The 23,615-nt window shown below is 65.7% G+C and carries 18 protein-coding genes; 7 read left to right on the top strand and 11 right to left on the bottom strand.

The window, feature by feature from the left end; translation table 11 throughout:
- Positions 1–6: 6 nt before the first annotated feature.
- The 8 genes from QOZ99_RS02535 to QOZ99_RS02570 all read right to left on the bottom strand — a co-directional run bounded on the left by QOZ99_RS02535 (position 7) and on the right by QOZ99_RS02570 (position 10,890).
- Positions 7–717 (bottom strand): ABC transporter ATP-binding protein, encoded by a 711-nt coding sequence (locus tag QOZ99_RS02535; protein ID WP_306888307.1) that lies wholly within the window; start codon positions 715–717, stop codon positions 7–9.
- A gap of 3 nt (positions 718–720) precedes the next feature.
- A complete protein-coding gene (locus QOZ99_RS02540) occupies positions 721–1,434 on the bottom strand; it encodes an ABC transporter ATP-binding protein (protein ID WP_306888308.1) in 714 nt (237 codons plus the stop codon).
- A gap of 55 nt (positions 1,435–1,489) precedes the next feature.
- Entirely contained in the window at positions 1,490–2,734 is a 1,245-nt protein-coding gene (locus tag QOZ99_RS02545) for an ABC transporter substrate-binding protein (protein WP_306888309.1), read from the bottom strand.
- 94 nt (positions 2,735–2,828) lie between these two features.
- Complete coding sequence (locus QOZ99_RS02550) at positions 2,829–5,093, bottom strand: hydantoinase B/oxoprolinase family protein (RefSeq protein ID WP_306888310.1); 2,265 nt, start codon at positions 5,091–5,093, stop codon at positions 2,829–2,831.
- On the bottom strand, positions 5,090–7,171 hold the full coding sequence (locus QOZ99_RS02555; protein ID WP_306888311.1) for a hydantoinase/oxoprolinase family protein: 2,082 nt from the start codon (positions 7,169–7,171) through the stop codon (positions 5,090–5,092). Before QOZ99_RS02555 ends, QOZ99_RS02550 begins: the two co-directional genes overlap by 4 nt.
- A 497-nt stretch (positions 7,172–7,668) precedes the next feature.
- Positions 7,669–8,274 carry a helix-turn-helix domain-containing protein gene (locus QOZ99_RS02560; RefSeq protein ID WP_183190084.1) on the bottom strand — a complete coding sequence of 202 codons (606 nt, stop codon included), beginning with the start codon at positions 8,272–8,274 and terminating at the stop codon, positions 7,669–7,671.
- 421 nt (positions 8,275–8,695) lie between these two features.
- A complete protein-coding gene (locus tag QOZ99_RS02565; RefSeq protein WP_306888312.1) occupies positions 8,696–8,953 on the bottom strand; it encodes a hypothetical protein in 258 nt (85 codons plus the stop codon).
- 62 nt (positions 8,954–9,015) lie between these two features.
- Positions 9,016–10,890 carry a sigma-54-dependent Fis family transcriptional regulator gene (locus QOZ99_RS02570; protein WP_306888313.1) on the bottom strand — a complete coding sequence of 625 codons (1,875 nt, stop codon included), beginning with the start codon at positions 10,888–10,890 and terminating at the stop codon, positions 9,016–9,018.
- Positions 10,891–11,131: 241 nt separating this feature from the next.
- Between QOZ99_RS02570 and adh the strand changes: the two genes are divergently transcribed.
- A complete protein-coding gene (gene adh / locus QOZ99_RS02575; RefSeq protein ID WP_306888314.1) occupies positions 11,132–12,649 on the top strand; it encodes an aldehyde dehydrogenase in 1,518 nt (505 codons plus the stop codon).
- Positions 12,650–12,720: 71 nt separating this feature from the next.
- Positions 12,721–13,155 (top strand): DUF779 domain-containing protein, encoded by a 435-nt coding sequence (locus tag QOZ99_RS02580; protein ID WP_306888315.1) that lies wholly within the window; start codon positions 12,721–12,723, stop codon positions 13,153–13,155.
- Positions 13,156–13,204: 49 nt separating this feature from the next.
- Here QOZ99_RS02580 and QOZ99_RS02585 read toward each other — a convergent pair whose 3' ends face one another.
- The 3 genes from QOZ99_RS02585 to QOZ99_RS02595 form a co-directional block, all read right to left on the bottom strand.
- Positions 13,205–13,534: a hypothetical protein gene (locus tag QOZ99_RS02585; RefSeq protein WP_306888316.1), complete on the bottom strand. Its 330-nt coding sequence runs from the start codon at positions 13,532–13,534 to the stop codon at positions 13,205–13,207.
- Positions 13,535–13,811: 277 nt separating this feature from the next.
- Positions 13,812–14,756 (bottom strand): response regulator, encoded by a 945-nt coding sequence (locus tag QOZ99_RS02590; protein ID WP_306888317.1) that lies wholly within the window; start codon positions 14,754–14,756, stop codon positions 13,812–13,814.
- A complete protein-coding gene (locus tag QOZ99_RS02595; RefSeq protein WP_306888318.1) occupies positions 14,746–18,129 on the bottom strand; it encodes a hybrid sensor histidine kinase/response regulator in 3,384 nt (1,127 codons plus the stop codon). The genes QOZ99_RS02590 and QOZ99_RS02595 overlap by 11 nt, the downstream gene beginning before the upstream one ends.
- Positions 18,130–18,616: 487 nt before the next feature.
- Here QOZ99_RS02595 and urtA point away from each other — a divergent pair, with 487 nt between their 5' ends.
- The 5 genes from urtA (at position 18,617) to urtE (ending at position 23,580) form a co-directional block, all read left to right on the top strand.
- Positions 18,617–19,900 (top strand): urea ABC transporter substrate-binding protein, encoded by a 1,284-nt coding sequence (gene urtA / locus QOZ99_RS02600; RefSeq protein WP_306888319.1) that lies wholly within the window; start codon positions 18,617–18,619, stop codon positions 19,898–19,900.
- Positions 19,901–20,000: 100 nt separating this feature from the next.
- The gene (gene urtB / locus QOZ99_RS02605; protein ID WP_306888320.1) at positions 20,001–20,927 is read left to right on the top strand and encodes an urea ABC transporter permease subunit UrtB; all 927 of its coding nucleotides are present in this window, start codon (positions 20,001–20,003) and stop codon (positions 20,925–20,927) included.
- Positions 20,928–20,937: 10 nt separating this feature from the next.
- The gene (urtC, locus tag QOZ99_RS02610) at positions 20,938–22,101 is read left to right on the top strand and encodes an urea ABC transporter permease subunit UrtC (protein WP_306888321.1); all 1,164 of its coding nucleotides are present in this window, start codon (positions 20,938–20,940) and stop codon (positions 22,099–22,101) included.
- Positions 22,102–22,112: 11 nt separating this feature from the next.
- The gene (gene urtD, locus QOZ99_RS02615; RefSeq protein WP_306888322.1) at positions 22,113–22,880 is read left to right on the top strand and encodes an urea ABC transporter ATP-binding protein UrtD; all 768 of its coding nucleotides are present in this window, start codon (positions 22,113–22,115) and stop codon (positions 22,878–22,880) included.
- A 10-nt stretch (positions 22,881–22,890) separates the two neighbouring features.
- Positions 22,891–23,580 carry an urea ABC transporter ATP-binding subunit UrtE gene (gene urtE / locus QOZ99_RS02620; protein ID WP_306888323.1) on the top strand — a complete coding sequence of 230 codons (690 nt, stop codon included), beginning with the start codon at positions 22,891–22,893 and terminating at the stop codon, positions 23,578–23,580.
- The last annotated feature ends 35 nt before the right edge of the window (positions 23,581–23,615 follow it).

Below are 23,615 nucleotides of genomic sequence, written 5' to 3' on the forward strand. Positions count from 1 at the left end.
TTCGCCTCAGATGAAGTTGCGGACGAGTTCGTCGATGCGATCGGAGAAGGACGCGGCCGGACCCTCGATGCAGATTTCGCCCAGGCGCAGCACGTAGAGGTGATCGGAGGCGGCGCAGACGTGCCGCGCGCTCTGGTCCACCACCAGCACTCCCGCACCATCGGCCTTCATCTGCGCGATGCGCTCGAACACCTCGTGCACCAGCTTGGGCGACAGCCCGAGCGAGGGTTCGTCGAGGATGACCAGGCGCGGGTCGTTCAGCGTCAGCCGCTCCATTTCGAGAATGCGCTGCTGCCCGCCAGACAGCAGACCGGCCTTCACCTTGCGCTTGGCGCGCAACACGGAAGACAGCTCGAACGCCCGCTCCACGGCCTGTTTCGCGCGCGCGCGCTCCTTGCGGAAGGCCCATGTGCCGAGAATGAGGTTTTCCTCGACGGTGAGGCCCGGGAAGACCGAGTGCCCCTCCATGAGATAGGCGATGCCATGGGCGGCGAGTTGCGAGGGCTGGAGCTTGCCGATATCCGCGGCATCGAAGGCGATGGCGCCGCCCCGCCGGCGGAGGAAGCCGCATATGGTCTTCAGCAGCGTCGACTTGCCCGCGCCATTGGCGCCGATTAGTCCGGTGACCGAAGAGGCCCCCACGCTGAGGTCGACCCCCCTCAGCACATCCGCCCCGCTTGCATAGCCGACTTTTAATTCACGGACCTGCAAGAGCATCGTTCAGGCTCCCAGATAGGCATCGACGATGCGCGCATCGTTCCGGATCTCGGAAATGGCCCCGCGCGTCATCACCTTGCCTTCGACCAGCACGAGCACCTCCTCGCAGAGGCGCGGCAGCGAAACGATGTCGTGGCTGATGACGAGGCAGCCGACCCCCTCGCGGACAAGGCCGCGGATGATGCTGATGAGCAGGTCGATCACCTCGGCGCTGACCCCGCCGAACGGCTCGTCGAGGATCAGCAGCCGGGGCGAGGTCATCATCGCCCGGGCGGCCTCCAGCAGCTTCTTCTGGCCATCCGGCAGGGCCGAGACCATCAGGTCGCGCACCCCTGTCAGGCCCACCCGGTCCAGCATGGCGGCGATCCTCTGCCGCTCCTCGCGACCCGAGAGGCCGGCATTCACCAGCGCGACGCGGAGATTTTCGGCCACCGTCATGTCGTTGAACGTGCGGGCGACCTGGAAGGTGCGGCCGACGCCGTAGCCGGCGATCCGCGCCGGCGAGCGGTTGGTGATGTCGCGCCCGTCGAGCAGGACCCGCCCGCTATCGGCGCTGTAAATGCCGCTGATGACGTTGAACATCGTGGTCTTGCCGGCGCCGTTCGGCCCGATGAGGCCGAGGATGCGTCCCGGTTCCAGATCGAAGGTCACGTCGGTGAGCGTGCGCACGCCCTGGAAGCTCTTGTTCACATGGTCGACGGTCAGCAGCGCGGTCATGGCGTTAACTCCGGGGAATCCGCCTCGCGCGAGGAGACGGATTCCGTTTCGTCAATCAGTTGGGAGCTTTGAATTCCGCTTCCGCGAACTCGAACGGCCACACAACGGGGGCCTTGTCGCCGTAATATTGCACCATCGGGAAGGAGAAGCCCTTCATGAACGGCCCGGCCTTGACCTCATAGGCCGAGATGGCGGCGTCGCCGGGCTGCCTGGCGAAGGCGTAGTACTGCCAGATGCCCTTGTGCTCGGTGGCCAGCAGGGCAGCCGACAGCTTCGTCGTGTCGAGCGTGCCCGCCACGCTCATGCCCTTGATGAGCGCGCGCGTGTAGTCATAGGCGTGGCCGCCGGCCGCCGGCACCGGGGGCATGCCGAAGGTCTTCTCGAAACGCGCGGTCCATTCCTTCTCTTCCGGGGTGATGACGCGCGGGCTGTCCATGGAGAGCGCGAAATTGGCGGCGTCGCCGGTCAGTTCATGCCAGTTCGAGGCCCAGCCGAGGCCGTCGGCGAATAGCAGGCCCTTGAGGCCGGCACTGTGGAACTGCTTGACGAAGGCGGCGGCCGAGGCCGGCGCGTTCAGCGTGAAGGCGGTCAGGCTGACGCCCGAGGCCTTGTAGCGGGTCAGCAGCGCGTTGAATTCCAGCTCGTTGTTGCGCGCGACATCCTGCGCGACCACGTCCCAGCCCTTCGCCTTCAGGCCGGTGACGATGGCCTCGCCCCAGGTGCGGCCCCAGTCGCTGTCTTCCACCACCACGGCGGCCTTGCGCGTCGGCGGCGTCCACTTGCCCTTGGCGATCAGGTCCTCGGCCGCCTCGACATAGAGGCCCGACATGGTCTTGGGTGCCGGCCAGCCCTTGAACCAATTGGTATATTTTCCGGCGTTGATCTTCTCGGAAATGTCTTCCGGCGCGGCGAGGTTGCCGTAGCTGATGATGCCGTCGGAGGCCGCCAGATCGATCAGCGCCAGGCCGACCGAGCCGTGCCAGCCGTTCAGCAGCATCTGGATGCCTTCGCGCGACACGGCGTTGCGATAGGCCTTCACCGCCTTTTCGGGCGAGGATTCGTCGTCGATCCAGACCAGCTGGATATCGGCTTTCTTGCCGTCGATGGTCAGCGGCAGTTCACCGGCGGCGCGCGCATCGTCGAGCGCCATCTTGGTGCCGTTCTGGATATCCTGGCCGATCTTGGCCGAGGGACCGGTGAAAGGTCCCACGACGCCGATCTTGATGACGTCGGCGGCAAGCGCCGCCTGACCGATGCCGGCGAGTAGTACAGCCGACGCCAAAAATGTCTTTATCTTCATGACAGCCCTCTGATTGTTGGATCGCGTTGATTTACTCACTCGATCGATCTTTCTTCACGCCTGCACGCGAAGCCGAACGTCACCTTTCACCCGGCTAATGAACCAGTTGCACGTCCCAGAGCGGCGCCTCGCGGGCGAGCGCCACCTCGGTTTCGACCTGCGTGCCGCATCCCGGACAGATGAACGACCGGAACTCGACCGGCTCGTCGATGAAATCGGCAGGGTCCGCCATGGTCGGCGACAGGTCCGCGATCGGCGTCGTGCGCATGACGAGCGCGAGCTTGTAGTTCTCGCTCGCCGGCCCGTGATCCTGGCCGCAGCACCGGCAGGTCAGCCGGCGGCTGGCGAGCATGGTGTAATCGTTGAGCCCGATGCCGCCTTCCGGTACCGCGGCCGGCGTGTCGCGCCGCGCGGCCGGCACCTTCCCGCCGAGCCGGTCGGCGCGGATGAGGGTCCGGCGCGCCTGCGTCGCGGCCCTGTCGACCGCCCCGCCCTCGATCACCACGCCATAGAGCCGCGCCGCCTCGGTCCGCGAGACGAAGCCTTCCGCCACGTCGTGGAGAACGCTCTCCGGCTCGCGATCGAGCGGGTCGCCATAGCCGCCGCCACCGAAGAAGGTGATGGCGTAGACATCATCCCGGCCCTGCTCGGTCTGCGATTTCGGCGGCAGGATATCGAGCGTGCCGCTGAGGGAAGCGATCTCCTGCGGAATCTGCCCCTGCGCGAGGCGGGCCAGCACATCGCTGTCGCGCTGCATCGAGTAGACCACCGAGGCGCCCGGAAGACCGCCGCTGAGCGCCCCGCCATTGGGCACGGCGACATGGAAGGCGGCCGATACATGGGTGAAGTTGCGGTTGGTCTTGTGCAGCACGAAGGAGAACTTGCCGCCGGCCCCGCCGCGCCACTTGCCGGCGCCGCCGGTATCGATGGCCTCGCCCCGGCACAGAACCAGCAGCGGCCAGGTGAACTCGGTGGCCTCGACATTGGGAATACGCGCCGAGGGGATGCAATAGGCGCCGGCGGTATTCACCCCATCGGCAAAGGAGCGCGCGCCGAAGCCGGCAAGGTTGGCCTCCTGAAACTGCGTCACGAAGGCGTAGCCCGTCTTGTCCCAGCCGAACAGCTGCATCGCCGGCCACGAGCCGCCACCGCCCGAAAGCGCGCGCCGCCCGTGCTCGGGGTGGCAGAGCATCATCTTGGAAAGGGCGGCGTGGGCGCAGTTATGCGCGAGCCATGTCCCGGTGATCGAGCCCATGCTGACCGCCGCCGGGTATTCCGCATTCAGCATCGTGCCGCGCGGATTGGTGATCTCGATGCAGCGCTGCAGCCCGCCGAGCGCCCATGGAATATCGCCGACCAGCAGCGGCAGGATGCCGGCGAGCACCCCCGCCCGCGTGCCCGACGTGGCGGAGTTGATCAGCCCGACCTGCGCCGCCGATCCGGTGAAGTCGAAATGAAGATGATCGCCCGCCTTGGTCAGTTCCAGCCGCCCCGCATAGATGCCGCGATCGCCGGCAAACGCGGTTTCCTGAAAGTCGACATGCCGCCACACGCCGTCGGGCAGTTCCCGCAGCCGGGCGCGCAGCTGCGCCTCGGCACGGTCCATCACCCGCCCCATCACCGCCTTGACAGTGTCGGCGCCGTATTTCGCGATCGCTTCGAGAATGCGGCTGCGCGCCACGTTGTTGGCGGCGATCTGCGCCCGAAGGTCCAGCGACAGCAGCAGCGGCTGGCGCGAGCGCCGGGTGTAGAGGTCCTCGATATCCGACTGGATCTCGAAATTCTTGACGATCTTCACCGGCGGCAGCGGCGGCACTTCCTCGAACACGTCGCGCGCGGTGATGGAGAAACTGCCGGGCGCCGGCCCGCCGACATCGACTTCATGGATCGAGGCGCCAACCCAGCAGAACAGCTTGCCGCCATGGAACACCGGCGCGAACACCGCGACGTCGTTCTGGTGAACCGCCCCGACCCAGGGATCGTTGCACAGGAACATGTCGCCATCGTCGATGCCCGGGCTCTGGGCGCGGTTGATCAGCGTCCACTTGATCATCGGCTCGAAGGCCGCCGCCTGATAGAGCAGGTTCGGCGTCATGAACACGACATCGCCGGTCTCGCTGGCGATCACCGTCATGAAATCGTTGGCCTCGGTCGCGACGGGCGACCCCGACACGTGCCGGATGGTGACGCCCGCCTCGTCGCAGACGTGCCACAGCCGATGGCTCAGCACTTCATCGGTGATGAAGTCGACCGTGGTCGACGGATCGGCCCGGTGCAGGCTCAGCCCATGGCTGGCCAGTGTCTCGATCACCGGTTCGAAATCGGCGTAATAGCGTTCGGCGCCCGCAACCCAGCTCATGACGCGCTCCCGGATTTTTTCAGGATCAGATTGCCGACCCGGTCCACGCCGCAATTCCATCGCGGCGGGACGGTGATCGTGGTGGTGGAATATTCGAGGATGGCCGGCCCCTCGATCCGCGCGCCGGTCAGAACCTCGCCACCGCGATAGATGGCGGTCGCGACATAGGCGCCCGATTGCGGCCAGTAGACCTCGCGCGAGGCGATCGGTGCCGGCGCCGGGCCGACAGGCTGGTCGCCCACCGCGTATTTGTTGCGCAGTCCGATGGCCTCCAGCCGGAAGCCGACAATCTCGATGGGCGCATTGTCCCACGCAGCCCCGGGGCCGAAGGCTTCGACATAGAGCTGCTCGAACATGCCGCGTATCTCGCCGCCGCCAATGGCGAGATCGGGGATTTCGACCACCAGATCGTTGAGCTGGCCGACATAACGCACCTCGACGAAGTGCCGCATCTGCCGGTCCCGCGCCGCGATGCCGTCGCTTTGCAGCTGGGCATGCGCCTCGTCGACCAGTTCGTCGAACACCGCCCGAATGTCGGCCTGCACGAAGGGCTCGCGCAGCGTGATCGAGCGCTCATGGACATGGAGGACATCGGCCATCGCCACGCCATAGGCGCTGAAGGCCGAGGAAATTTCGCCAAGCGGGATCAGTACCGCCATGGCGTCGAGGTCGCTGGCGTAGAACGGCGCGTGCAAGGGCCCGAGCCCGCCATAGGCGCACAGCACGAAGTCGCGCGGGTCATGCCCCCGCTCCACCGTGACCTTGCGCACGAGATCCGCCATCTTGGCGTTCACGATGGAGAAGATGCCGATGGCGGCATCCTCGACGCTGATGCCGAGCGGCCCGGCGACATGGGTCGCAAGCGCGGTTTCCGCTGCTGCGCGGTCGAGCGGGAACCGCCCGCCGAGGAAGCTGACCGGGTCCATGTAGCCGAGCACGAGATTGGCGTCGGTCACGGTCGGGTAGGCGCCGCCCCGACCGTAGCAGGCCGGCCCGGGAAACGCCCCCGCGCTTTGCGGACCAACGGACAGTCGCCGCGTCACCGGATCGACAAAGGCGATGCTGCCGCCGCCGGCGCCGATCGAAACGATGTCGATGGTCGGGCAATAGAGCACGCGCTGGTCGATGATCGAGGTGCTGCGGATCAACGGGCGACCATCGACGATCAGGCCGACATCGAAGGTCGTGCCGCCGACATCGGCGCAGACCACGTTGCGATAGCCCGCCGCCTCGCACACCCGCCGCGAGGCGACGACGCCGCCGGCCGGGCCGGAGAAAAGCGTGGTGATCGGCCGCTTGCTGGAATTGGCTTCGGTGCCGACACCGCCGGCGGAGTGCATCACCAGCATCGGCGTCGTCACGCCCGAGGAAGCCAGGCCCCCCGACACTTTCTGGAGGTATTTCTTGACCTCGATGGCCACGTAGCCGTTGATCACGGCGGCCTCGGTCCGCTCATATTCGCCGAGCCGCCGCGAGAGCGAGGAGCCGAGCGAGACGAAAATCGCGGGGTGGCGCTCCTTGATCAGCGCTTCGATGCGCTGCTCATGCGCCGGGTTGACGAAGCTCCACAGCAGCGACACCGCGATGCTCTCCACGCCGGCCTCGACAAGGCGGGCAATGGCGGCCAGCGCCTCGTCGTCCTTGAGAGGGATGACGACATCGCCGGCATAGTCGATCCGCTCGTTCAGCTCGACGATACGGCTCTTGGGGATGATCGGCGCCGGCTTGCTGGTGATCGAGTAGTTCTGGATTTCCGACAGCGGGCGCCCGGCGACGCGCCCGTTCACCCGCATGATCGAAATCATGTCGGCATGGCCCATCGTGGTGATCAGCCCCACCTTGGCGCCGGTATGGGTGACGACGGTGTTGGTGGCGATCGTCGTGCCGAGAGAGAAGGACTCGATGTTGGAATAGAAGGTCCCGGCGCTGCCGGACCGGACACCCTCCGCCACGCGGAGAACGTCGAACACGCCCTGTGCATTGTCATGGGGGGTGGAGGGGGACTTGTGAACGGAGGTTTGGCCCTGCGCGTCGATGACAACGAGATCGCAGAACGTTCCGCCTGTATCGACACCCACGGTATCCATCGGACTTCGCAACCTTCATGCAAGTGACTTGAATGAAGAGAAATTAGATTGCGTATTCGTTATCGTCCAGTCCAAAAATCGGGCAGCACTCGGGATTGTGCGGGGATGTTTCGCGCGGCGGCCGGCCGGCCGGAATGTAGCCGTCCTTACAGGTCGCGCATGGGTCTTCGCCCGCGTTGATAGCCCGGTGGACGACATCCACGGGACACGCCAGCCGCACGGCGCGCACGCGCCCGCCATCACAGCAGGTTCGGCAACATATTGAACTTAAATCAGTTTATATCGGCTCGGCGCGCCGCCATGGCGATCGCCTCGCGTGCAGGGCGCGGAGCCCTCATCCCGGGTAGCGGTTGAAACCGGACGGCGCGAGCCGCGCCCCCTCGGCTCATTCGCCAGGGTTCCAACGGTACGCGGCCGCGGGTTCGCGCTCCTCCATGCAAGTCACTTGCACAGAATGCATTCCGCCTGCCTAATTGGCCGTCAACCGTTCAGAACGTGACCGGCGTGTTCACCCAGATGATCCGGCAATGCGCATCGCCGCTGGCGCGATAGAAATGCTCCAGCTCGGACTCGAAGAAGAAACTATCGCCGACATTGATGATCGACACCGTGCCGTTGACCTTCAGCTCCAGCGCGCCCTCCAGGACATAGCCGACTTCCTCGCCGGCATGGCGATAAGGCCCGCACCAATCGCCGTTCGAAGGCACATGCATGATATGGGCTTCCAGCATGCGCTGCGGGGCATAGGGCACCAGGCTTTCCGCCATGCTGCCATCGCCCTCGACGAAGCCGCTGCCGCTATATTTGGGCCGTTCGCCATTGCGGTAGATGACCAGCGACTCGTCGCTGTCGGCGTTCAGCAAGGCGGTGACGGAAATCCCCAGCGCGCGGCACAGCCGGTGCAACGTCGTCAGCGAAGGAATGACGAGGCCGTTCTCGACGCGCGACAGCAGGCTCTCGGAGCAGCCCGCCGTATCGGCGAGATCCTTGAGCCGCATCTTGCGCGTGCGCCGCTCGACACGAATGCGAAACCCGATATTGCGGAATTCACTTTCGTGGAGCGTCTCGGCCTTGGCCTCACTTTCCGAAGCCATCTCACATACCTCACTCGGCTTTCGCACCGCACGCGCGGCGCGCCGACCATCTCTAGCAGGCATGTATCGTTATTTTCCAGCCGCCCGATCACGGAGCGAGCCGCGCATATGTATGGCGGACGGCGATCCCGCAATGCAGCCGACGCATCGCGCATCGTCGCCGCATGGGATTCATGATCAGGCGATCATCGCGGAAACGATGTGAAGCCGTCTCCAGGGCGGTTTTCGCCGGAAAACCCGTGAGGTCGTCGAGGGTGTCTTGAGCCGGATGCATCGGCGCGGGCGGGGCGCACGGCGCAGAGGCGGCACGGGCGAGGCGCGGCGGCGTCATCCCTCGCGCATCCGGCCCGCCCCTTTTCAGATGGAGCCCAAAAAGACGCCGCCAACGCAGCGGCTTGCCGTCACAACACCAACCGCCCGTTCAACGGCGCGGATCTTCCGGCTTCAGCGGCGTGCCGTCGCGCGAACCATCGACCGTCCGCACGCTTTCGCGCTCATAGCGGCCGGCCGTGCGTTCCTTCGCGTCGCGGTCCTCGGGCCGATTGTCGTTGCTCACCTCCGCAAGCGGCGGGTGGCGGGGATCGGATATCGGCGTGGGCTCGTCCTTCAGCACCGCGTCGACATCGGCGGGATCGATGACGACCGGGTTCTGGTCGAGCAGGCGGGGATCGCGGGCCATGGGTCTCTCCTTCGATTGTGTCTCACGAAGGCAACGGACGGCGGACGCACGGGTTCCCCGCCTCAGGCGTTCAGCAGGCGGCGATAGAGTGTGGAGCGGTTGATGCCGAGCCGCTTGGCGGCCTGCGAGACATTGCCGCCGCAGGCATCGAGCGTGCGCCGCATGGCCTCCACCGTCAGCGCGTCGAGCGACATTTCCCCCTCCGGGAGGCTCGGCGCGGAGGAATCGTGGAGGGTGATCCGGCAAGGCTCGGGCATCGCGGCGCGAATGTCGGGAGGGAGCATGTCCGCCTCCACCGGCCGGTCCGGCTCGGCCAGCGCCGCCAGCATGCGCAGCGTGCCGACCAGCTGGCGGAAATTGCCCGGCCAGTGATAATCCGCCAGATGCCTTTCGCAGGCGGGCGACAGCATCAGCCCGCGGTCATGCGCCACCCGGCTCCACAGCTCGCGCACCGCCGGCAGCCGGTCGCCCAGCTGGCGCACGGCCGGCAGATCAATGGTGAAATGGGCGATGCGGAAATAAAGGTCGGAGCGGAACGCCTGCGCCTCCACCAGTTCCTTGAGGTTGCGGTGGGTGGCGCAGATGAGCGCGAAATCCACGCTCACCGGCTTGCCGCCGCCGAGCGGCTGCACCTCGCGGTCCTGCAGCACCCGCAGCAGCCGCGACTGCAGCGCCAGCGGCATGTCGCCGATTTCGTCGAGGAACAGCGCGCCGCCATCGGCTTCCCGCAGCAGGCCCTTGCGGCCGTGGCGGCGGGCGCCGGTGAAGGCACCCTCCTCATAGCCGAACAGTTCGGCCTCGATCAGCGTCTCGGGGATCGCCGCGCAGTTCACCGCCACGAAGGGGCCGCTGGCGCGCGGGCCCTTGCGATGGATTTCCCGCGCCGCCATCTCCTTGCCGGTGCCGGTCTCGCCCTGCACCAGAACGGGAACGCCGGCCGCGATCATCTTGACCGCGCGGGCCAGCCCCCTCTCGTCCTCCTCGCGCAAGACGAGATCGCCGAAATGCCCGGCCGGCCGCGGCGGGGCCGGGCGATTGGCAGCGGCGCGACGCTCGCCGTCGAGCCGCGCGAACAGCGCCCGCCCGCCGGCCGCTTCCAGCCGCGCGACCTGCCCGCCCTCCGGCAGGCGCTCCACCAGTTCGTCGGCCCGCAGCCGCCCGAGCGCCGACCAGTCCATGTGCAGCAGGCCGAGCGCATGCCGGTTGGCCGCCACCAGCCGGTCGCCGTCGAACACCAATACCCCCTCGCGCGGCGTGCCCAGCAACGCCCGGTCGGCGCCCACGCGCAGCACGCGCATGTCGGTGAAGCCCTCATCGAAGAAGCGATGCTCGATCTGCTCGGCCGCGAGGCGCACCAGCCCCAGCGCATGCCGGTGATCGACCGCCGCCGGACCGGACAGGTCCAGCACGCCGACCGCGCGGCCATACGGGTCCATGATGGGCGCGGCCGAGCAGCTGAGGATGCCGTGCGGATCAAGATAATGCTCGCCGCCATGCACCGCGATCGGGCGGCATTCCAGCAGCGCGGTACCGACCGCGTTGGTGCCGGTCGCGCTCTCGCTCCAGCTGACGCCGGGACGCAGCGCCACCTGCGCGGCGCGCGAGGCGAAGCCCGCATTGCCGCGCGAATCGAGGATCAGCCCGTTCGGATCGGTGAGGATGACCACGCAGCCGGTCTGCATCGCCTCGGCATAGAGGCTCTCGATCTCCGGCCGGCTGAGCCGGCGCAGGCGCTCGTTGCGCTCGCTCGCCTCGCGCAGTTCGCCATCGGTCAGCGGCACCAGCGAGGGCAGGCTGTGATTGTCGAGGCCACGGTCGGCGCAGCGGCGCCAGGAGCGCAGGATAGGCTCGGCGATCAGCGATTGCGGCGGACGCCCGTGATCGAAAAACTGCCGGCGGGCGACGGAAACCGCCCTTGGCGTTGCGTCGGCACGCATTGGCACCTCCCGAGTGTTGCATTCTGCAACACGTGTTTTTAGTTCTTGTTGTTTTGTACGACAGTTGTGGCAAAGTTCCGAAGGCGCGTCCACACCCTTTGTTTTGGCGCCGCTCCAATCCATAATCTTAAGTCAGTCATATCAATATTTTGCCGTGTCGCAGTAACGATTTTGTGCAGCGCCGCATCGCCTTGGCACGGGCGGTGCAATCCTTTCCGGCACCACCCTGGGAGGATACACAATGAACAAACCCGAACTCTCCATTACCAAGCAGTCGCCGTTCAAGGCGCGCTACGGCAACTTCATCGGCGGTCAGTTCGTCGAGCCGGTGGCCGGCCGCTATTTCGACAACACCTCGCCCGTGACCGGCGGCAAGATCTGCGAAGTGGCGCGCTCCGACAAGGATGACATCGAGAAGGCGCTCGACGCCGCCCACAAGGCCAAGGACGCCTGGGGCCGCACCAGCGCCGGCGAGCGCGCGCTGATCCTCAATCGGATCGCCGACCGCATGGAGGAAAACCTCGACCTGCTCGCGCTGGCCGAGACCTGGGACAATGGCAAGCCGATCCGCGAGACGACGGCGGCCGACATGCCGCTCGCCATCGATCATTTCCGCTATTTCGCCGGTGCCGTGCGGGCGCAGGAAGGCGGCATCAGCGAAATCGACCACGATACGGTCGCCTATCATTTCCACGAGCCGCTCGGCGTGGTCGGCCAGATCATCCCATGGAACTTCCCGATCCTGATGGCGGTGTGGAAGCTGGCTCCGGCGCTTGCGGCCGGCAACTGCGTGGTGCTGAAGCCGGCCGAGCAGACCCCGGCGAGCATCCTCGTGCTGGCCGAGCTCATCGCCGACCTGCTGCCGCCCGGCGTGCTCAACATCGTCAACGGCTTCGGTCTCGAAGCGGGCAAGCCGCTCGCCTCCTCGCCACGCATCGCCAAGATCGCCTTCACCGGAGAGACCACGACGGGCCGGCTGATCATGCAATATGCCAGCCAGAACCTCATTCCGGTGACGCTGGAACTGGGCGGCAAGTCGCCGAACATCTTCCACAAGGACGTGACCGCCGAGGATGACGACTTCTTCGACAAGGCGATCGAAGGCTTCGTGATGTTCGCGCTCAACCAGGGCGAGGTCTGCACCTGCCCCTCGCGCGCGCTCATCCACGAGAGCATCTATGACCGCTTCATGGAGAAGGCGCTCAAGCGCGTCGAGGCCATCGTGCAGGGCTCCCCGCTCGACCCCGCGACCATGATCGGCGCGCAGGCCTCCTCCGAGCAATTGGAGAAGATCCTGTCCTATATCGACATCGGCAAGCAGGAAGGGGCCGAGGTCCTCATCGGCGGCGAGCGCAACAATCTGGGCGGCGATCTCGCCGGCGGCTTCTATGTGAAGCCGACCGTGTTCAAGGGCCACAACAAGATGCGGGTCTTCCAGGAGGAGATCTTCGGGCCGGTCGTGTCCGTGACCACCTTCAAGGATGAAGACGAGGCGCTCTCCATCGCCAATGACACGCTCTATGGCCTGGGCGCCGGCGTGTGGACCCGCGATGGCAACCGCGCCTATCGCTTCGGCCGCGCCATCCAGGCGGGCCGCGTGTGGACCAACTGCTATCACGCCTACCCCGCCCACGCGGCGTTCGGCGGCTACAAGCAGTCCGGCATCGGGCGCGAGAACCACAAGATGATGCTCGACCATTACCAGCAGACCAAGAACATGCTGGTGAGCTACAGCCCGAAGAAGCTCGGCTTCTTCTGAGCGCCCGACATCGTCTCGACGCCGTCCCGGAACCTTTCCCGGGGCGGCGGTTTTTCATGGAGGAGGCCACCATGACCGTTTCGACGCCCGTCTCGACGCTCGAACCGGCCGCCACCACGGCGGATGCGATCACCGTGCCGCGCGTTCTCGCCACGCCGGCGGCGCTTGAGCTGATCGCCACGCTCGAACAGGAAAACGGCCCCGTGCTGTTCCACCAGTCCGGCGGTTGCTGCGACGGCTCCTCGCCCATGTGCTACCCGATCGGCGACTATATTGTCGGCGACGGCGACGTGCGGATGGGGGCGATCGGCGGGGCGCCCTTCTACATGAGCCCCTCGCAATTCGAATACTGGCAGCACACGCAGTTGATCATCGACGTGGTGCCGGGCCGGGGCGGCATGTTCAGCCTGGAGAACGGGCGCGGCGTACGCTTTCTCACCCGGTCCCGGCTATTCGGCGATGCGGAACTCGACCACCTGACGCCCCTCGCCTTCGGCGCGGCCTGACGCCTGCGCGCGCCGCGCTGAACCTGCCCGCCCCGCGCAGACCGAAGGCTTACCGGCAGATCAGGATGTCCTGCTCGCGGGTCATGCGATAATTGTCGCTGAGCTTGACGACGTAGCGCACATCGCCCGCGCTGTTGAGGCAATAGTCGACCACCCGGCCATTGCCCCAGCTGATGCGCACCGCGCGGGGATTGAAGCAGACATTCTGCAGTTCGATGCGCTCGGAATCGCTGTACGAACGCAACTCGATCACGCATTGGCGCTCGACAGCATATTGCAGCGCCTCGCCCGCGGCGCGCTGCTGGGCCAGAGCCGCCGATCCTGCCGCGCCGCTCATCAGCAGGGCGGCGGCGGCGGCAATCATCATCCGCTGGCGCATTGAGGTGTCCCTTTCGGGTGAAGTCTCGCTTTCCGCGTGAATTTACGGGCCACCCGTTACAAAGCAACAAATTCGTCGGCATTTTGCTGCGACATTATCGACAATTTTGAAATTTTATGACGAACCAAGTTCCCCTGATACCGAGGGTTGCGCGCCGCAGACTGGCGCGACGGGCCGTTCCGGACGATCGATGCGCCGGGCGCAAGCCCTCCCCCGGGACCGGCGGTCCAGCGGATCCGTGTGCCAAAGGAATCCTTCACACGAGGCCGAACCCGCGTCAGCGCGGCGCGAGTGCCGTGACCGCCAGCGCGGTGGCGGCGGCGCGGTTTTCCACGCCGATCTTGGCGTAGATCTGTTCCAGGTGCTTGTTCACCGTGCGGGGCGAGAGGCCGAGAATCTCGCCGATATCGCGATTGGCCTTGCCGCGCGCCAGCCACATCAGCACCTCCGCCTCGCGCACGGTGAGATTGAGCTTGGCGCGCAGCACCTGCTCGGGCGGCACGCTCTGGTCGTCGAGAATGCGCAGCAGCAGTTCCTCCGGGCCGATCTGCCCGACATAGGAGAGGCGCAGCCGGCGCACGGTGCCCGGCACCGGCATCGTCACCGGGAGGTCGATCGCGGCCGCCTCGCTGCCGGCGCCCTCCCCGCGCCGTGCCGTCAGCCACAGCCGCACGGCCTCGGGTAGCATCAGGCTATCGCCCGGCAGCGAGGAGGTGATGGCGGATAGCAGCGCCGTCGCCTGCGGCGTCGACCACAGCACCCGCCCCTCGCGCGTCGCCGAAAGCAGGAAGCGGCCGGCCGCGTCCAGTGCGGCGCGCGCGCTGTGGGTCTGCCGGGCATTGGCCAGATGCACGCGGATGCGGGCGATGAGTTCGTCCGGCGAGATCGGCTTGGTCACATAGTCGACGCCGCCCGCCTCCAGCCCCTTCACGATCTGCTCGGTTTCCGAAAGCCCGGTCATGAAGATGACCGGCACATGCGCCACCGCCTTGTTGCGCTTGAGACGCCGGCAGGTCTCGAACCCGTCCATCCCCGGCATGACAGCGTCGAGCAGGATGACGTCGGGGGTGATGCGGTCGACCAGAGCAAGCGCATTGGCGCCCTCCACGGCCACCAGCACCGTGGCGCCCGAGGCTTCCAGCGCATCGGTCAGCAGACTCAGGGTCTCGGGTGAATCATCCACCACGAGAATGATGTCGCGGCGTTCCACGCTATGCATCATCGCGGCGCAACGCCTCCAGGACGGTCATGTATTGCTTGAGGTCGAAGGTTTCCATGAGGTCGCGCATATGCGTGACGAAGGCGCCGTGCTCGGGTGAGGCACTCTCGATTTCCGTGAGCTTGGCCTGGATGCCGCGCACATAGCCGATCTCGCCGAGCTTCACGAGGTCCTCGATATGCCTGTCGGCTGGCGGGAGCAGCGGCGCTCTGGGCATCGCCTCGGGCACGATCTCGCCCTCGCCGATCCAGTTGAGGTCCAGCAGCTTCTCCAGCTTCTCCAGCAGGCCGCGCAGGTTCACCGGCTTGACGACATGGTCGTCATGGCGTTGCGCATCCAGCCCATCGCCGCGGATCTCGCCGGCATTGGCGGAAATCATCACGATCTTGAGCCGGCCGAAGCCCTCGTCGCGCAGCAGCCGCACCACCTCCCAGCCATTGAGGCCGGGCATGGAAATGTCGAGCAGCAGCACGTCGGGATTCCATTGCCGCACCATGTCGAGCGCCGCGACGCCGTCGGCCGCCGACAGCACGGTGAAGCCGAGCGGCAGCAGCAATTCGTGCATCAGGTCGCGATGGGCGGTATCGTCATCCGCCACCAGCACGGTGCGGCGCGGGCCGGTATAGCCGATGATGCGGCGGTGCTGGATCGGCCCGGCCAGCGTCGGGCGCGTCGCCTCGGAGAGCATCAGCTTGACGCGGAACGTGCTGCCGCGCCCCGGCACCGAGGTGAGCGCGATTTCCCCGCCCATGATCTCGGTGAGCAGCTTGGTGATGGTGAGGCCGAGGCCGATGCCGGCGGTGGAATAGGTGCCGGCTCTTTCCCCCCGTTCAAACGGCTCGAAGATGCGCGTGTGATCGGCGGCGGGAATGCCGATGCCGGTATCCTCCACCTCGAACTCCGCCACCTGGTTGCGATAGGCGAGGCGCAGCGCCACCCGGCCGGCGGCGGTGAACTTGATGGCGTTGGACAGGAGGTTGATGAGGATCTGCCGCAGCCGCTTCTCGTCGGTATAGACCACCGCCGGCAGCCGCTCGGGGCGCACATAGACGAAGTCGATGCCCTTGGCGGTCGCCTGCAGGCGGAACATGTCGACCAGCTGGTCGAGGAAATCGCCGATGCGCACCTCGTCGCGGGTGAGGTGCAGCCGCCCGGCCTCGATCTTGGAAATGTCGAGCAGCCCGTCGATCAGCCCCGACAGATGCTCCGCCGAGCGGCGCACCACGCGGATGGCATCGCGCCGATGCGGGGGAATGGTGGTGTCGCGCTCCAGAAGCTGGGCATAGCCGAGAATGGCGTTGAGCGGCGTGCGCAGTTCGTGGCTGATGCCCACGACATAGCGGCTCTTGGCGAGATTGGCGGCCTCGGCGACCTCCTTCGCCTTCTGCAGCTTGGTGTCGGTGCGCTTGTGCGCCTCGATCTCGCGCCGCAGCAGCGAGGTCTGCCGGTCGCTCTCCTCCTGCGCTACGCGCCGGCTTTCCTGCGCCAGCACGAACAGCCAGGCGGCGACGCCGGCGATGATGAGCAGGATGAAGTAGAGCGTGAACAGGATGCGGCCCATCGCCTCCCGCTCGGCGGCGGGGGCGAAGGTGGCCTGGAAATAGATCACCCCGAGGATCGCGCCGATCAGCGCCGCGAGCAGCGACAGCACGCCGATATAATGGCCGATGCGCGAATTGATCCGCGCCACCATCCAGCTCGGCAGCGTCGCACGCAGCGCGGCGAGAATCTGGTCGGGAAAGCGCGCATCCTCCTTGCAGCGATCGTTGCAGCGCGCATCGAGCGAGCAGCACAGCGAGCAGATCGGCCCGGCATAGACCGGGCAATGCGCCATGTCCTCGTGCTCGAACGTGTGCTCGCAGATGCAGCACCGGATCGTGAGCCGGCTCGCCCAGTTCCGGCTGGTGCGCCGCGCGATGTAGTAGCGGCCGCGGGTCGAAAAGGCGATGGCCGGCGCGGTGACGAACGAGACCACCATCGCCACGAACGGGGCGAAGGCCTGCGGCGCCGGGCCGAGCAGGCCGGAAAACGCCAGCGCGCCGACCAGCGTGCCGGCGATGATGGCACCGAAACCGACCGGGTTGATATCGTAGAGATGGGCCCGCTTGAACTCGATGCCGGGCGGGCTCCAGCCCATCGGCTTGTTCACCACGAGGTCGGCGACCAGCGAGGCCACCCAGGCCACGGCGATGACCGCGTAGAGTCCGAGGATCTGCTCCAGCACCTTGTAGATGCCGAGCGCCATCAGCATGAGCGCGATGGTGACGTTGAACACCAGCCAGACCACGCGGCCGGGATGGCTGTGCGTGAGCCGCGAGAAGAAATTCGACCAGGCGATGGAGCCGGCATAGGCGTTCGTCACGTTGATCTTGAGCTGGGCCAGGATCACGAACACGCCGGTGAAGGCGAGCGCGAGTTGCGGAGGGAACATGGTCTGGAAGGCGACGAGATACATCTGCGTCGGCTCGGCCGCGTGCAGGAACGGCACCCCGTGGGTGAGCGCGAAATAGGCCAGGAAGGAGCCGCCCAGCATCTTGAACACGCCGGGAATGATCCAGCCCGGCCCGGCGGAGAGCAGCGCCACCCACCACAGCGCATTGCGCCGCGCCGCGCTTCGCCCCGGCACCCGGCGCGGCAGGAAGCGCAGGAAATCCACCTGCTCGCCGATCTGGGCGATCAGCGCGAACACGACCGTGGTCGCCGCGCCGAACATCAGCAGGTCGAACGAGCCATCCGGAGCCCCGGCCCGGCCGGTAAAGGCGGTCCAGTCGCGGAACGATTCCCCGTGATAGGCGATGATGAAGCCGAACGGGAGGAGGTTCAGCAGCAGCCAGAAGGGCTGCGTCCACAGCTGGAACCGGCTGATGAAGGTGATGCCATGCGTCACCAGCGGAATGACCACCAGCGCGCTGATGAAATAGCCGACCATCAGCGGCACGCCGAAGCACATTTCCAGCGCCAGCGCCATGATCGCCGCCTCGATGGCGAAGAACAGGTAGGTGAACGAGGCGTAGATCAGCGAGGTGACGGTGGAGCCGATATAGCCGAAGCCGGCACCGCGGGTGAGCAGGTCGATATCCACGCCGAACTTGGCGGCGTAATAGCAGATGGGCAGGCCCGTGGCGAAGATGAACACCCCGACCACCACAATGGCGGCGACCGCATTCTCGAAGCCATAGGCAAGCGTGATCGCCCCGCCGATCGCCTCCAGCGCCAGGAAGGAGACCGCGCCCAGCGCGGTATTGGCCACGCGCAGCGCCGACCAGCGGCGCGCGCTCTTGGCGGTGAAGCGAAGCGCGTAGTCTTCCAGCGTCTCGTTGACGACCCACTGGTTGTAGCGCCGCCGCACGCGAACGATTTTCTGTTCCGCTGCCATGGGGCCCCGCTTCGCCGTTCCGACGTCCGACATCCCGCGCGCCGACCCCCTCGACTGTTTTTCTTGAAGCATCACCCGGCTCGCCCGGGAAACGGCGCAGTCTGGTTACCCATCTCGCCGTAGATTACAAGCACAATTCATTCCAACTTTGACGACATATTGCAAAAAGTTGATGCGCGAACGAATTCGGATCGCTCAGTCTGGATCGATCAAGAATTACCTTCCTTCCCGATATCCGATCCATTCCAGAGAACACTGACTAAATCATGATCGAACACACAACCCGCGCCCGCGCGCGCGCGAAAAACTGACGACGCGGGAAGCGCAGGACGCCTCTAGCGTGACACCTACTCTGAAGCCGGCTGCCAGGATCACCTATACGTCAATCGACGTATTGCTGCAGCAAGCCCTCGCCCGCCACGATCCCCCTAATGCAAGCATATCGAGAAGCTTGTTGAGGCCACGTCAAACCCGTGGAGGGGATCGTATGTCTTCCGATAACGACAATTCTCATAAGTTTTCCAGCATGCGCCGAAAGCTCCTCATGGGCATGGCGGCGCTTCCTGCTGCACCTCTTCTGTCGTCCACCGGCCTCTTTTCCACCCCCGCTTACGCTCAGGCACCGGCGACCGCCGCCGTCAACACGACGGGTCTTGCCGTGACCGACACGGAAGTCACCGTCGGCATCCTGCATTCCGTCACCGGCACCATGGCGATTTCGGAAACCGGCTCGGTGCAGGCGGAGAAGCTCGCCATCGACCAGATCAACGCCGCCGGCGGCGTGCTGGGCCGCAAGATCAAGTTCATCCAGGAGGACGGCGCCTCCGACTGGCCGACCTTCGCCGAGAAGGCCAAGAAGCTGCTGGTCAACGACAAGGTCGCCGCCGTCATGGGCTGCTGGACCTCGGCCTCGCGCAAGGCGGTTCTGCCGGTGTTCGAGCAGTATAACGGCATGCTCTACTACCCAACCTTCTATGAAGGGCTGGAGCAGTCCAAGAACGTCATCTATACCGGCCAGGAAGCGACACAGCAGATCCTCGCCGGCCTCGACTGGGTGCAGAAGACCAAGAGCGGCAAGACCTTCTACCTCATCGGCTCGGACTATATCTGGCCGCGCACCTCGATGAAGATCGCCCGCAAGCACATCGAAGGGCACCTGAAGGATTCCTCTGTCGTGGGCGAGGAATATTTCCCGCTCGGCCACACCCAGTTCAACTCGGTGATCAACAAGATCAAGCTGAAGAAGCCGGACGTGATCTACGCCGCCGTTGTCGGTGGCTCCAACGTCGCGTTCTACAAGCAGCTCAAGGCCGCCGGCATCGACCTCTCCAAGCAGACGCTGCTCACCATCTCCGTCACCGAAGACGAGATCGACGGCATCGGCGGCGAGAATTTCGCCGGTGCCTATAGCTGCATGAAGTACTTCCAGTCGCTCGATAACCCGAACAACAAGGAATTTGTCGCCGCCTTCAAGAAGATGTGGGGCGAGAAGACCGTGATCGGCGACGTCACCCAGGCCGCCTATCTCGGCCCCTGGCTGTGGAAACTCACCGTCGAGAAGGCTGGCTCCTTCGACATCGACAAGATCGCCGCCGCCTCGGCCGGGATCGAGTTCACCAAGGCGCCCGAGGGCTACGTCAAGATCCACCCCAACCATCACCTCTGGTCCAAGACCCGCGTGGGACAGGCCCAGCCGGACGGCCAGTTCAAGGTCGTGTTCGAGACGCCCGACCTCATCGAGCCGGATCCGTTCCCGAAGGGCTATCAGTGACCACCTGACGCTCCCACCCGGGGAGGGCCGCGTGCCCTCTCCGGGGCACTTTCGGTTGACGGAGACCGCGCGCCAAGCGCGCACGCCGGGGGATTCCTGAATGTTTGCCGATTATTCGCTGGCCGAGCTCGGCTCGATCTTCGTGATGCAAGGCTTCGCCGGCCTCATCCTGTTCTCGGTTTTCGTGCTCATGGCGCTGGGCCTGGCCATCATCTTCGGCCAGATGGGCGTCATCAACATGGCGCATGGCGAGTTCATGATCCTCGGCGCCTATGTCACCTATTTCACCTCGCAGTTCTTTCTCCATTTTCTTCCCTCCCTGTTCAACATCTACTTCTTCGTTGCGATGATCCTCGCCTTCTTCGCCTCCGGTGCGCTCGGAATGGCGGTGGAATGGCTGATGATCCGGCGGCTCTACAAGCGTCCGCTCGATACGCTGCTCGCCACCTGGGGCCTCAGCCTCATTCTTCAGCAGGTCTATCGCTCGGTCTTCGGCCCGCGCGAAGTCGGCGTCGAGCTGCCCAACTGGATGATGGGCTCGCTGGCCCTCACCGACACGATCGAGGTGCAGATCAACGGCCTGTTCGTCATGGGCCTGACCATCGCCATCACCATCGCCGTGGCCCTGCTGATGTACAAGTCGGCCTGGGGCAAGCAGGTGCGCGCGGTGGTGCAGAACCGCGTGATGGCCGGCGCGGTGGGCATCAACACCGAGCAGATCGACCGCAACACGTTCGGACTCGGCTGCGGCATTGCCGGCGTGGCCGGCTCGGCCTTCACCATGATCGGCTCGACGGGCCCGACCTCCGGCCAGCTCTACATCGTCGACACCTTCCTGGTCGTGGTGTTCGGCGGCGCGCAGAGCCTGCTCGGCACCATCGCCTCCGCCTTCACCATCTCGCAGGCCCAGTCGACCATGGAGTTCTTCCTCTCCGGTTCGATGGCCAAGGTCCTCACGCTGCTCGGCGTGGTCATCATCCTGATGCTGCGGCCGCAGGGCCTGTTCGTCATCAAGGTCCGTCGCTGAGGAGGCGCCCATGACCATCCCTGCCCCCAAATCCGGCCGCACCTTCTTCCTGCGTCCGCAGGACGTGATCGGCATCCTCGCCCTCGCCATCCTGCTGCTTGTCGTGCTGCCGCTGGCGCTGGACAATTTCCGCCTGCAATTCGTCGGCAAGTACCTGACCTATGCCTTCGTGGCACTCGGTCTCGTGCTGTGCTGGGGCTATGCCGGCATTCTCTCGCTCGGCCAGGGCGTGTTCTTCGGCCTCGGCGGCTACTGCATGGCGATGTACCTCAAGCTGCAGGCCTCCAGCGTCGAGAACACCAAGATCCAGTCGACGCCGGGCATTCCCGATTTCATGGACTGGAACCAGATCACCTCGCTGCCCTGGTTCTGGGAGCCGTTCCGCAGCTTCGGCTTCACCAGCCTCGCGGTGATCGTGGTGCCCGCGCTGTTCGCCCTTCTCCTCGGCTACGCGCTGTTCAAGCGGCGCGTGGGCGGCGTGTACTTCGCCATCATCACCCAGGCGCTCGCGGCGATCATGACCATCCTGATCGTCGGCCAGCAGGGCTATACCGGCGGCATCAACGGCATCACCGACCTGCGCAGCCTGCACGGCTGGGATATCCGCACCGACAGCGCCAAGACCATCCTCTATTTCGTCTGCGTCGGCCTGCTGCTCGGCTGTATCCTGCTCGCCTATTACGTGAAGTCGTCCAAGCTCGGCCGCATCCTGGTCGCCATGCGCGACAAGGAGGACCGCGTCCGCTTCTCCGGCTATGACGTCTCCTCGTTCAAGATCTTCGTGTTCTGCCTCGCCGCCTCGCTCTCGGCCATTGGCGGCGCAATGTTCACCCTGCAGGTCGGGTTCATGTCGCCGTCCTTCGTGGGCATCGTGCCCTCGATCGAGATGGTGATCTACACCGCGGTCGGCGGGCGCCTGTCCATCCTTGGCGCGATCTACGGCACGCTGCTGGTGAACTGGGCGAAGACATCCTTCTCCGAGAGCTTCCCCGAACTCTGGCTGTTCGGCCTTGGCGGCCTGTTCATCGCCGTGGTGCTGATCTTCCCCAACGGCCTTGCCGGCCTCTGGCAGACCTATGTCGCCCCGCGCCTCGGCCCGCTCTTCGGCGGCGGCGCCAAGCGCCGCGCCGCCCCGCCGGCCTCCGGGCCGGTTGCTCCCGCCGCCGCCGAATAGGAGCGAAAGCCATGAACACGGGCGTCATCACCGACTCCATGAACCGGGACTTCGTCCTCGCGGTGGAAGGGCTCACCGTCTCCTTCGACGGCTTCAAGGCGGTCAACGACCTGTCCTTCTATGTCGACGAGAACGAGATCCGTGTGATCATCGGCCCCAACGGGGCCGGCAAGACCACGGTGCTCGACCTCATCTGCGGCCGCACCCGGGCGACCACCGGCTCGATCCGCTTCAAGGAGCGCGAGCTGACGAAGATGAAGGAGCACGAGATCGTGCGCGCCGGGGTGGGCCGCAAGTTCCAGAACCCGTCGATCTACGAGGACCTCACCGTCTTCGAGAACCTGGAAATCTCCTATCCCAAGGGGCGCACCGTGGTGGGGGCGCTCACCTTCCGCCGCGACGGCCCGGTGAAGGAGCGTGTGCAGGAGATCGCCGAGACCATCTTCCTCGCCGACCAGCTCGACCAGCGCGCCGAATATCTCTCGCACGGCCAGAAGCAGTGGCTGGAGATCGGCATGCTGCTGATCCAGGACCCGGAACTCCTGATGCTCGACGAGCCGGTCGCCGGCATGAGCGTCTCCGAGCGCAAGAAGACCGCGGAACTGCTCAACACCATCATCAAGAACCGTTCGGTGATCGTGATCGAGCACGACATGAAGTTCGTCGAGGACATCGCCCACAAGGTCACGGTTCTGCACCAGGGCAAGATCCTCTCGGAAGGTTCCATGGCCAAGGTCCAGGCGGACCCCAAGGTCATCGAAGTCTATCTCGGCCATTGAGGGGCGGATCATGCTGAACGTATCCAGGCTGCACGTCTCCTATGGCGAGAGCGAGGTTCTGCACGGCCTCGACTTCAAGGTGGCGCCGAACGAGATCATCGCCATCATGGGCCGCAACGGCATGGGCAAGACCACGCTCATGAAGTCGCTCATGGGTATCGTGCCGACCAAGAGCGGCACGGTGAGCGTCGGCGCCACCGACATCACCCGGTTCAAGAGCTATGAGCGCGTCAAGAACGGCGTCGCCTACGTGCCGCAGGGCCGCATGATCTTCTCCACCATGACGGTGCAGGAGAATATCGAGACCGGCCTGATTCCGCGTGGCGAGAGCCGGGTGCCGCCGGACATTTACGAGCTGTTCCCGGTGCTGCTGGAGATGAAGGGCCGGCGCGGTGGCAACCTCTCCGGCGGCCAGCAGCAGCAGCTCGCCATCGCCCGGGCGCTCGCCACCGCGCCCAAGGTGCTGCTGCTCGACGAGCCGACCGAGGGCATCCAGCCCTCCATCATCCGGGAAATGGCCCGCACGCTGAAGCGGATCCGCGACGAGCGCGGCCTGTCCATCGTGGTCTCCGAGCAGGTGCTGTCCTTCGCCCTCGACATCGCCGACCGCGTGCTCGTCATCGAGAATGGCGAGATCGTCCACGAGAACCTGCGCGCCGAGGTCGACGAGGCCAAGGTCGCGCGGTTCCTCTCCGTCTGAGACCCGAGGGGACCCGCTCCTCGGAGCGCTCCCCA

Source organism: Ancylobacter amanitiformis, from assembly GCF_030814815.1.
Taxonomy (GTDB): Bacteria; Pseudomonadota; Alphaproteobacteria; order Rhizobiales; family Xanthobacteraceae; genus Ancylobacter; species Ancylobacter amanitiformis.

Bases quoted from the DNA above. Each gene is read 5' to 3' on its own strand.
- QOZ99_RS02535 (WP_306888307.1), bottom strand. From the start codon at position 717: ATGCTCTTGCAGGTCCGTGAATTAAAAGTCGGCTATGCAAGCGGGGCG.
- QOZ99_RS02540 (WP_306888308.1), bottom strand. From the start codon at position 1,434: ATGACCGCGCTGCTGACCGTCGACCATGTGAACAAGAGCTTCCAGGGC.
- QOZ99_RS02545 (WP_306888309.1), bottom strand. From the start codon at position 2,734: ATGAAGATAAAGACATTTTTGGCGTCGGCTGTACTACTCGCCGGCATC.
- QOZ99_RS02550 (WP_306888310.1), bottom strand. From the start codon at position 5,093: ATGAGCTGGGTTGCGGGCGCCGAACGCTATTACGCCGATTTCGAACCG.
- QOZ99_RS02560 (WP_183190084.1), bottom strand. From the start codon at position 8,274: ATGGCTTCGGAAAGTGAGGCCAAGGCCGAGACGCTCCACGAAAGTGAA.
- QOZ99_RS02565 (WP_306888312.1), bottom strand. From the start codon at position 8,953: ATGGCCCGCGATCCCCGCCTGCTCGACCAGAACCCGGTCGTCATCGAT.
- QOZ99_RS02570 (WP_306888313.1), bottom strand. From the start codon at position 10,890: ATGCGTGCCGACGCAACGCCAAGGGCGGTTTCCGTCGCCCGCCGGCAG.
- adh (WP_306888314.1), top strand. From the start codon at position 11,132: ATGAACAAACCCGAACTCTCCATTACCAAGCAGTCGCCGTTCAAGGCG.
- QOZ99_RS02580 (WP_306888315.1), top strand. From the start codon at position 12,721: ATGACCGTTTCGACGCCCGTCTCGACGCTCGAACCGGCCGCCACCACG.
- QOZ99_RS02585 (WP_306888316.1), bottom strand. From the start codon at position 13,534: ATGCGCCAGCGGATGATGATTGCCGCCGCCGCCGCCCTGCTGATGAGC.
- QOZ99_RS02590 (WP_306888317.1), bottom strand. From the start codon at position 14,756: ATGATGCATAGCGTGGAACGCCGCGACATCATTCTCGTGGTGGATGAT.
- QOZ99_RS02595 (WP_306888318.1), bottom strand. From the start codon at position 18,129: ATGGCAGCGGAACAGAAAATCGTTCGCGTGCGGCGGCGCTACAACCAG.
- urtA (WP_306888319.1), top strand. From the start codon at position 18,617: ATGTCTTCCGATAACGACAATTCTCATAAGTTTTCCAGCATGCGCCGA.
- urtB (WP_306888320.1), top strand. From the start codon at position 20,001: ATGTTTGCCGATTATTCGCTGGCCGAGCTCGGCTCGATCTTCGTGATG.
- urtC (WP_306888321.1), top strand. From the start codon at position 20,938: ATGACCATCCCTGCCCCCAAATCCGGCCGCACCTTCTTCCTGCGTCCG.
- urtD (WP_306888322.1), top strand. From the start codon at position 22,113: ATGAACACGGGCGTCATCACCGACTCCATGAACCGGGACTTCGTCCTC.
- urtE (WP_306888323.1), top strand. From the start codon at position 22,891: ATGCTGAACGTATCCAGGCTGCACGTCTCCTATGGCGAGAGCGAGGTT.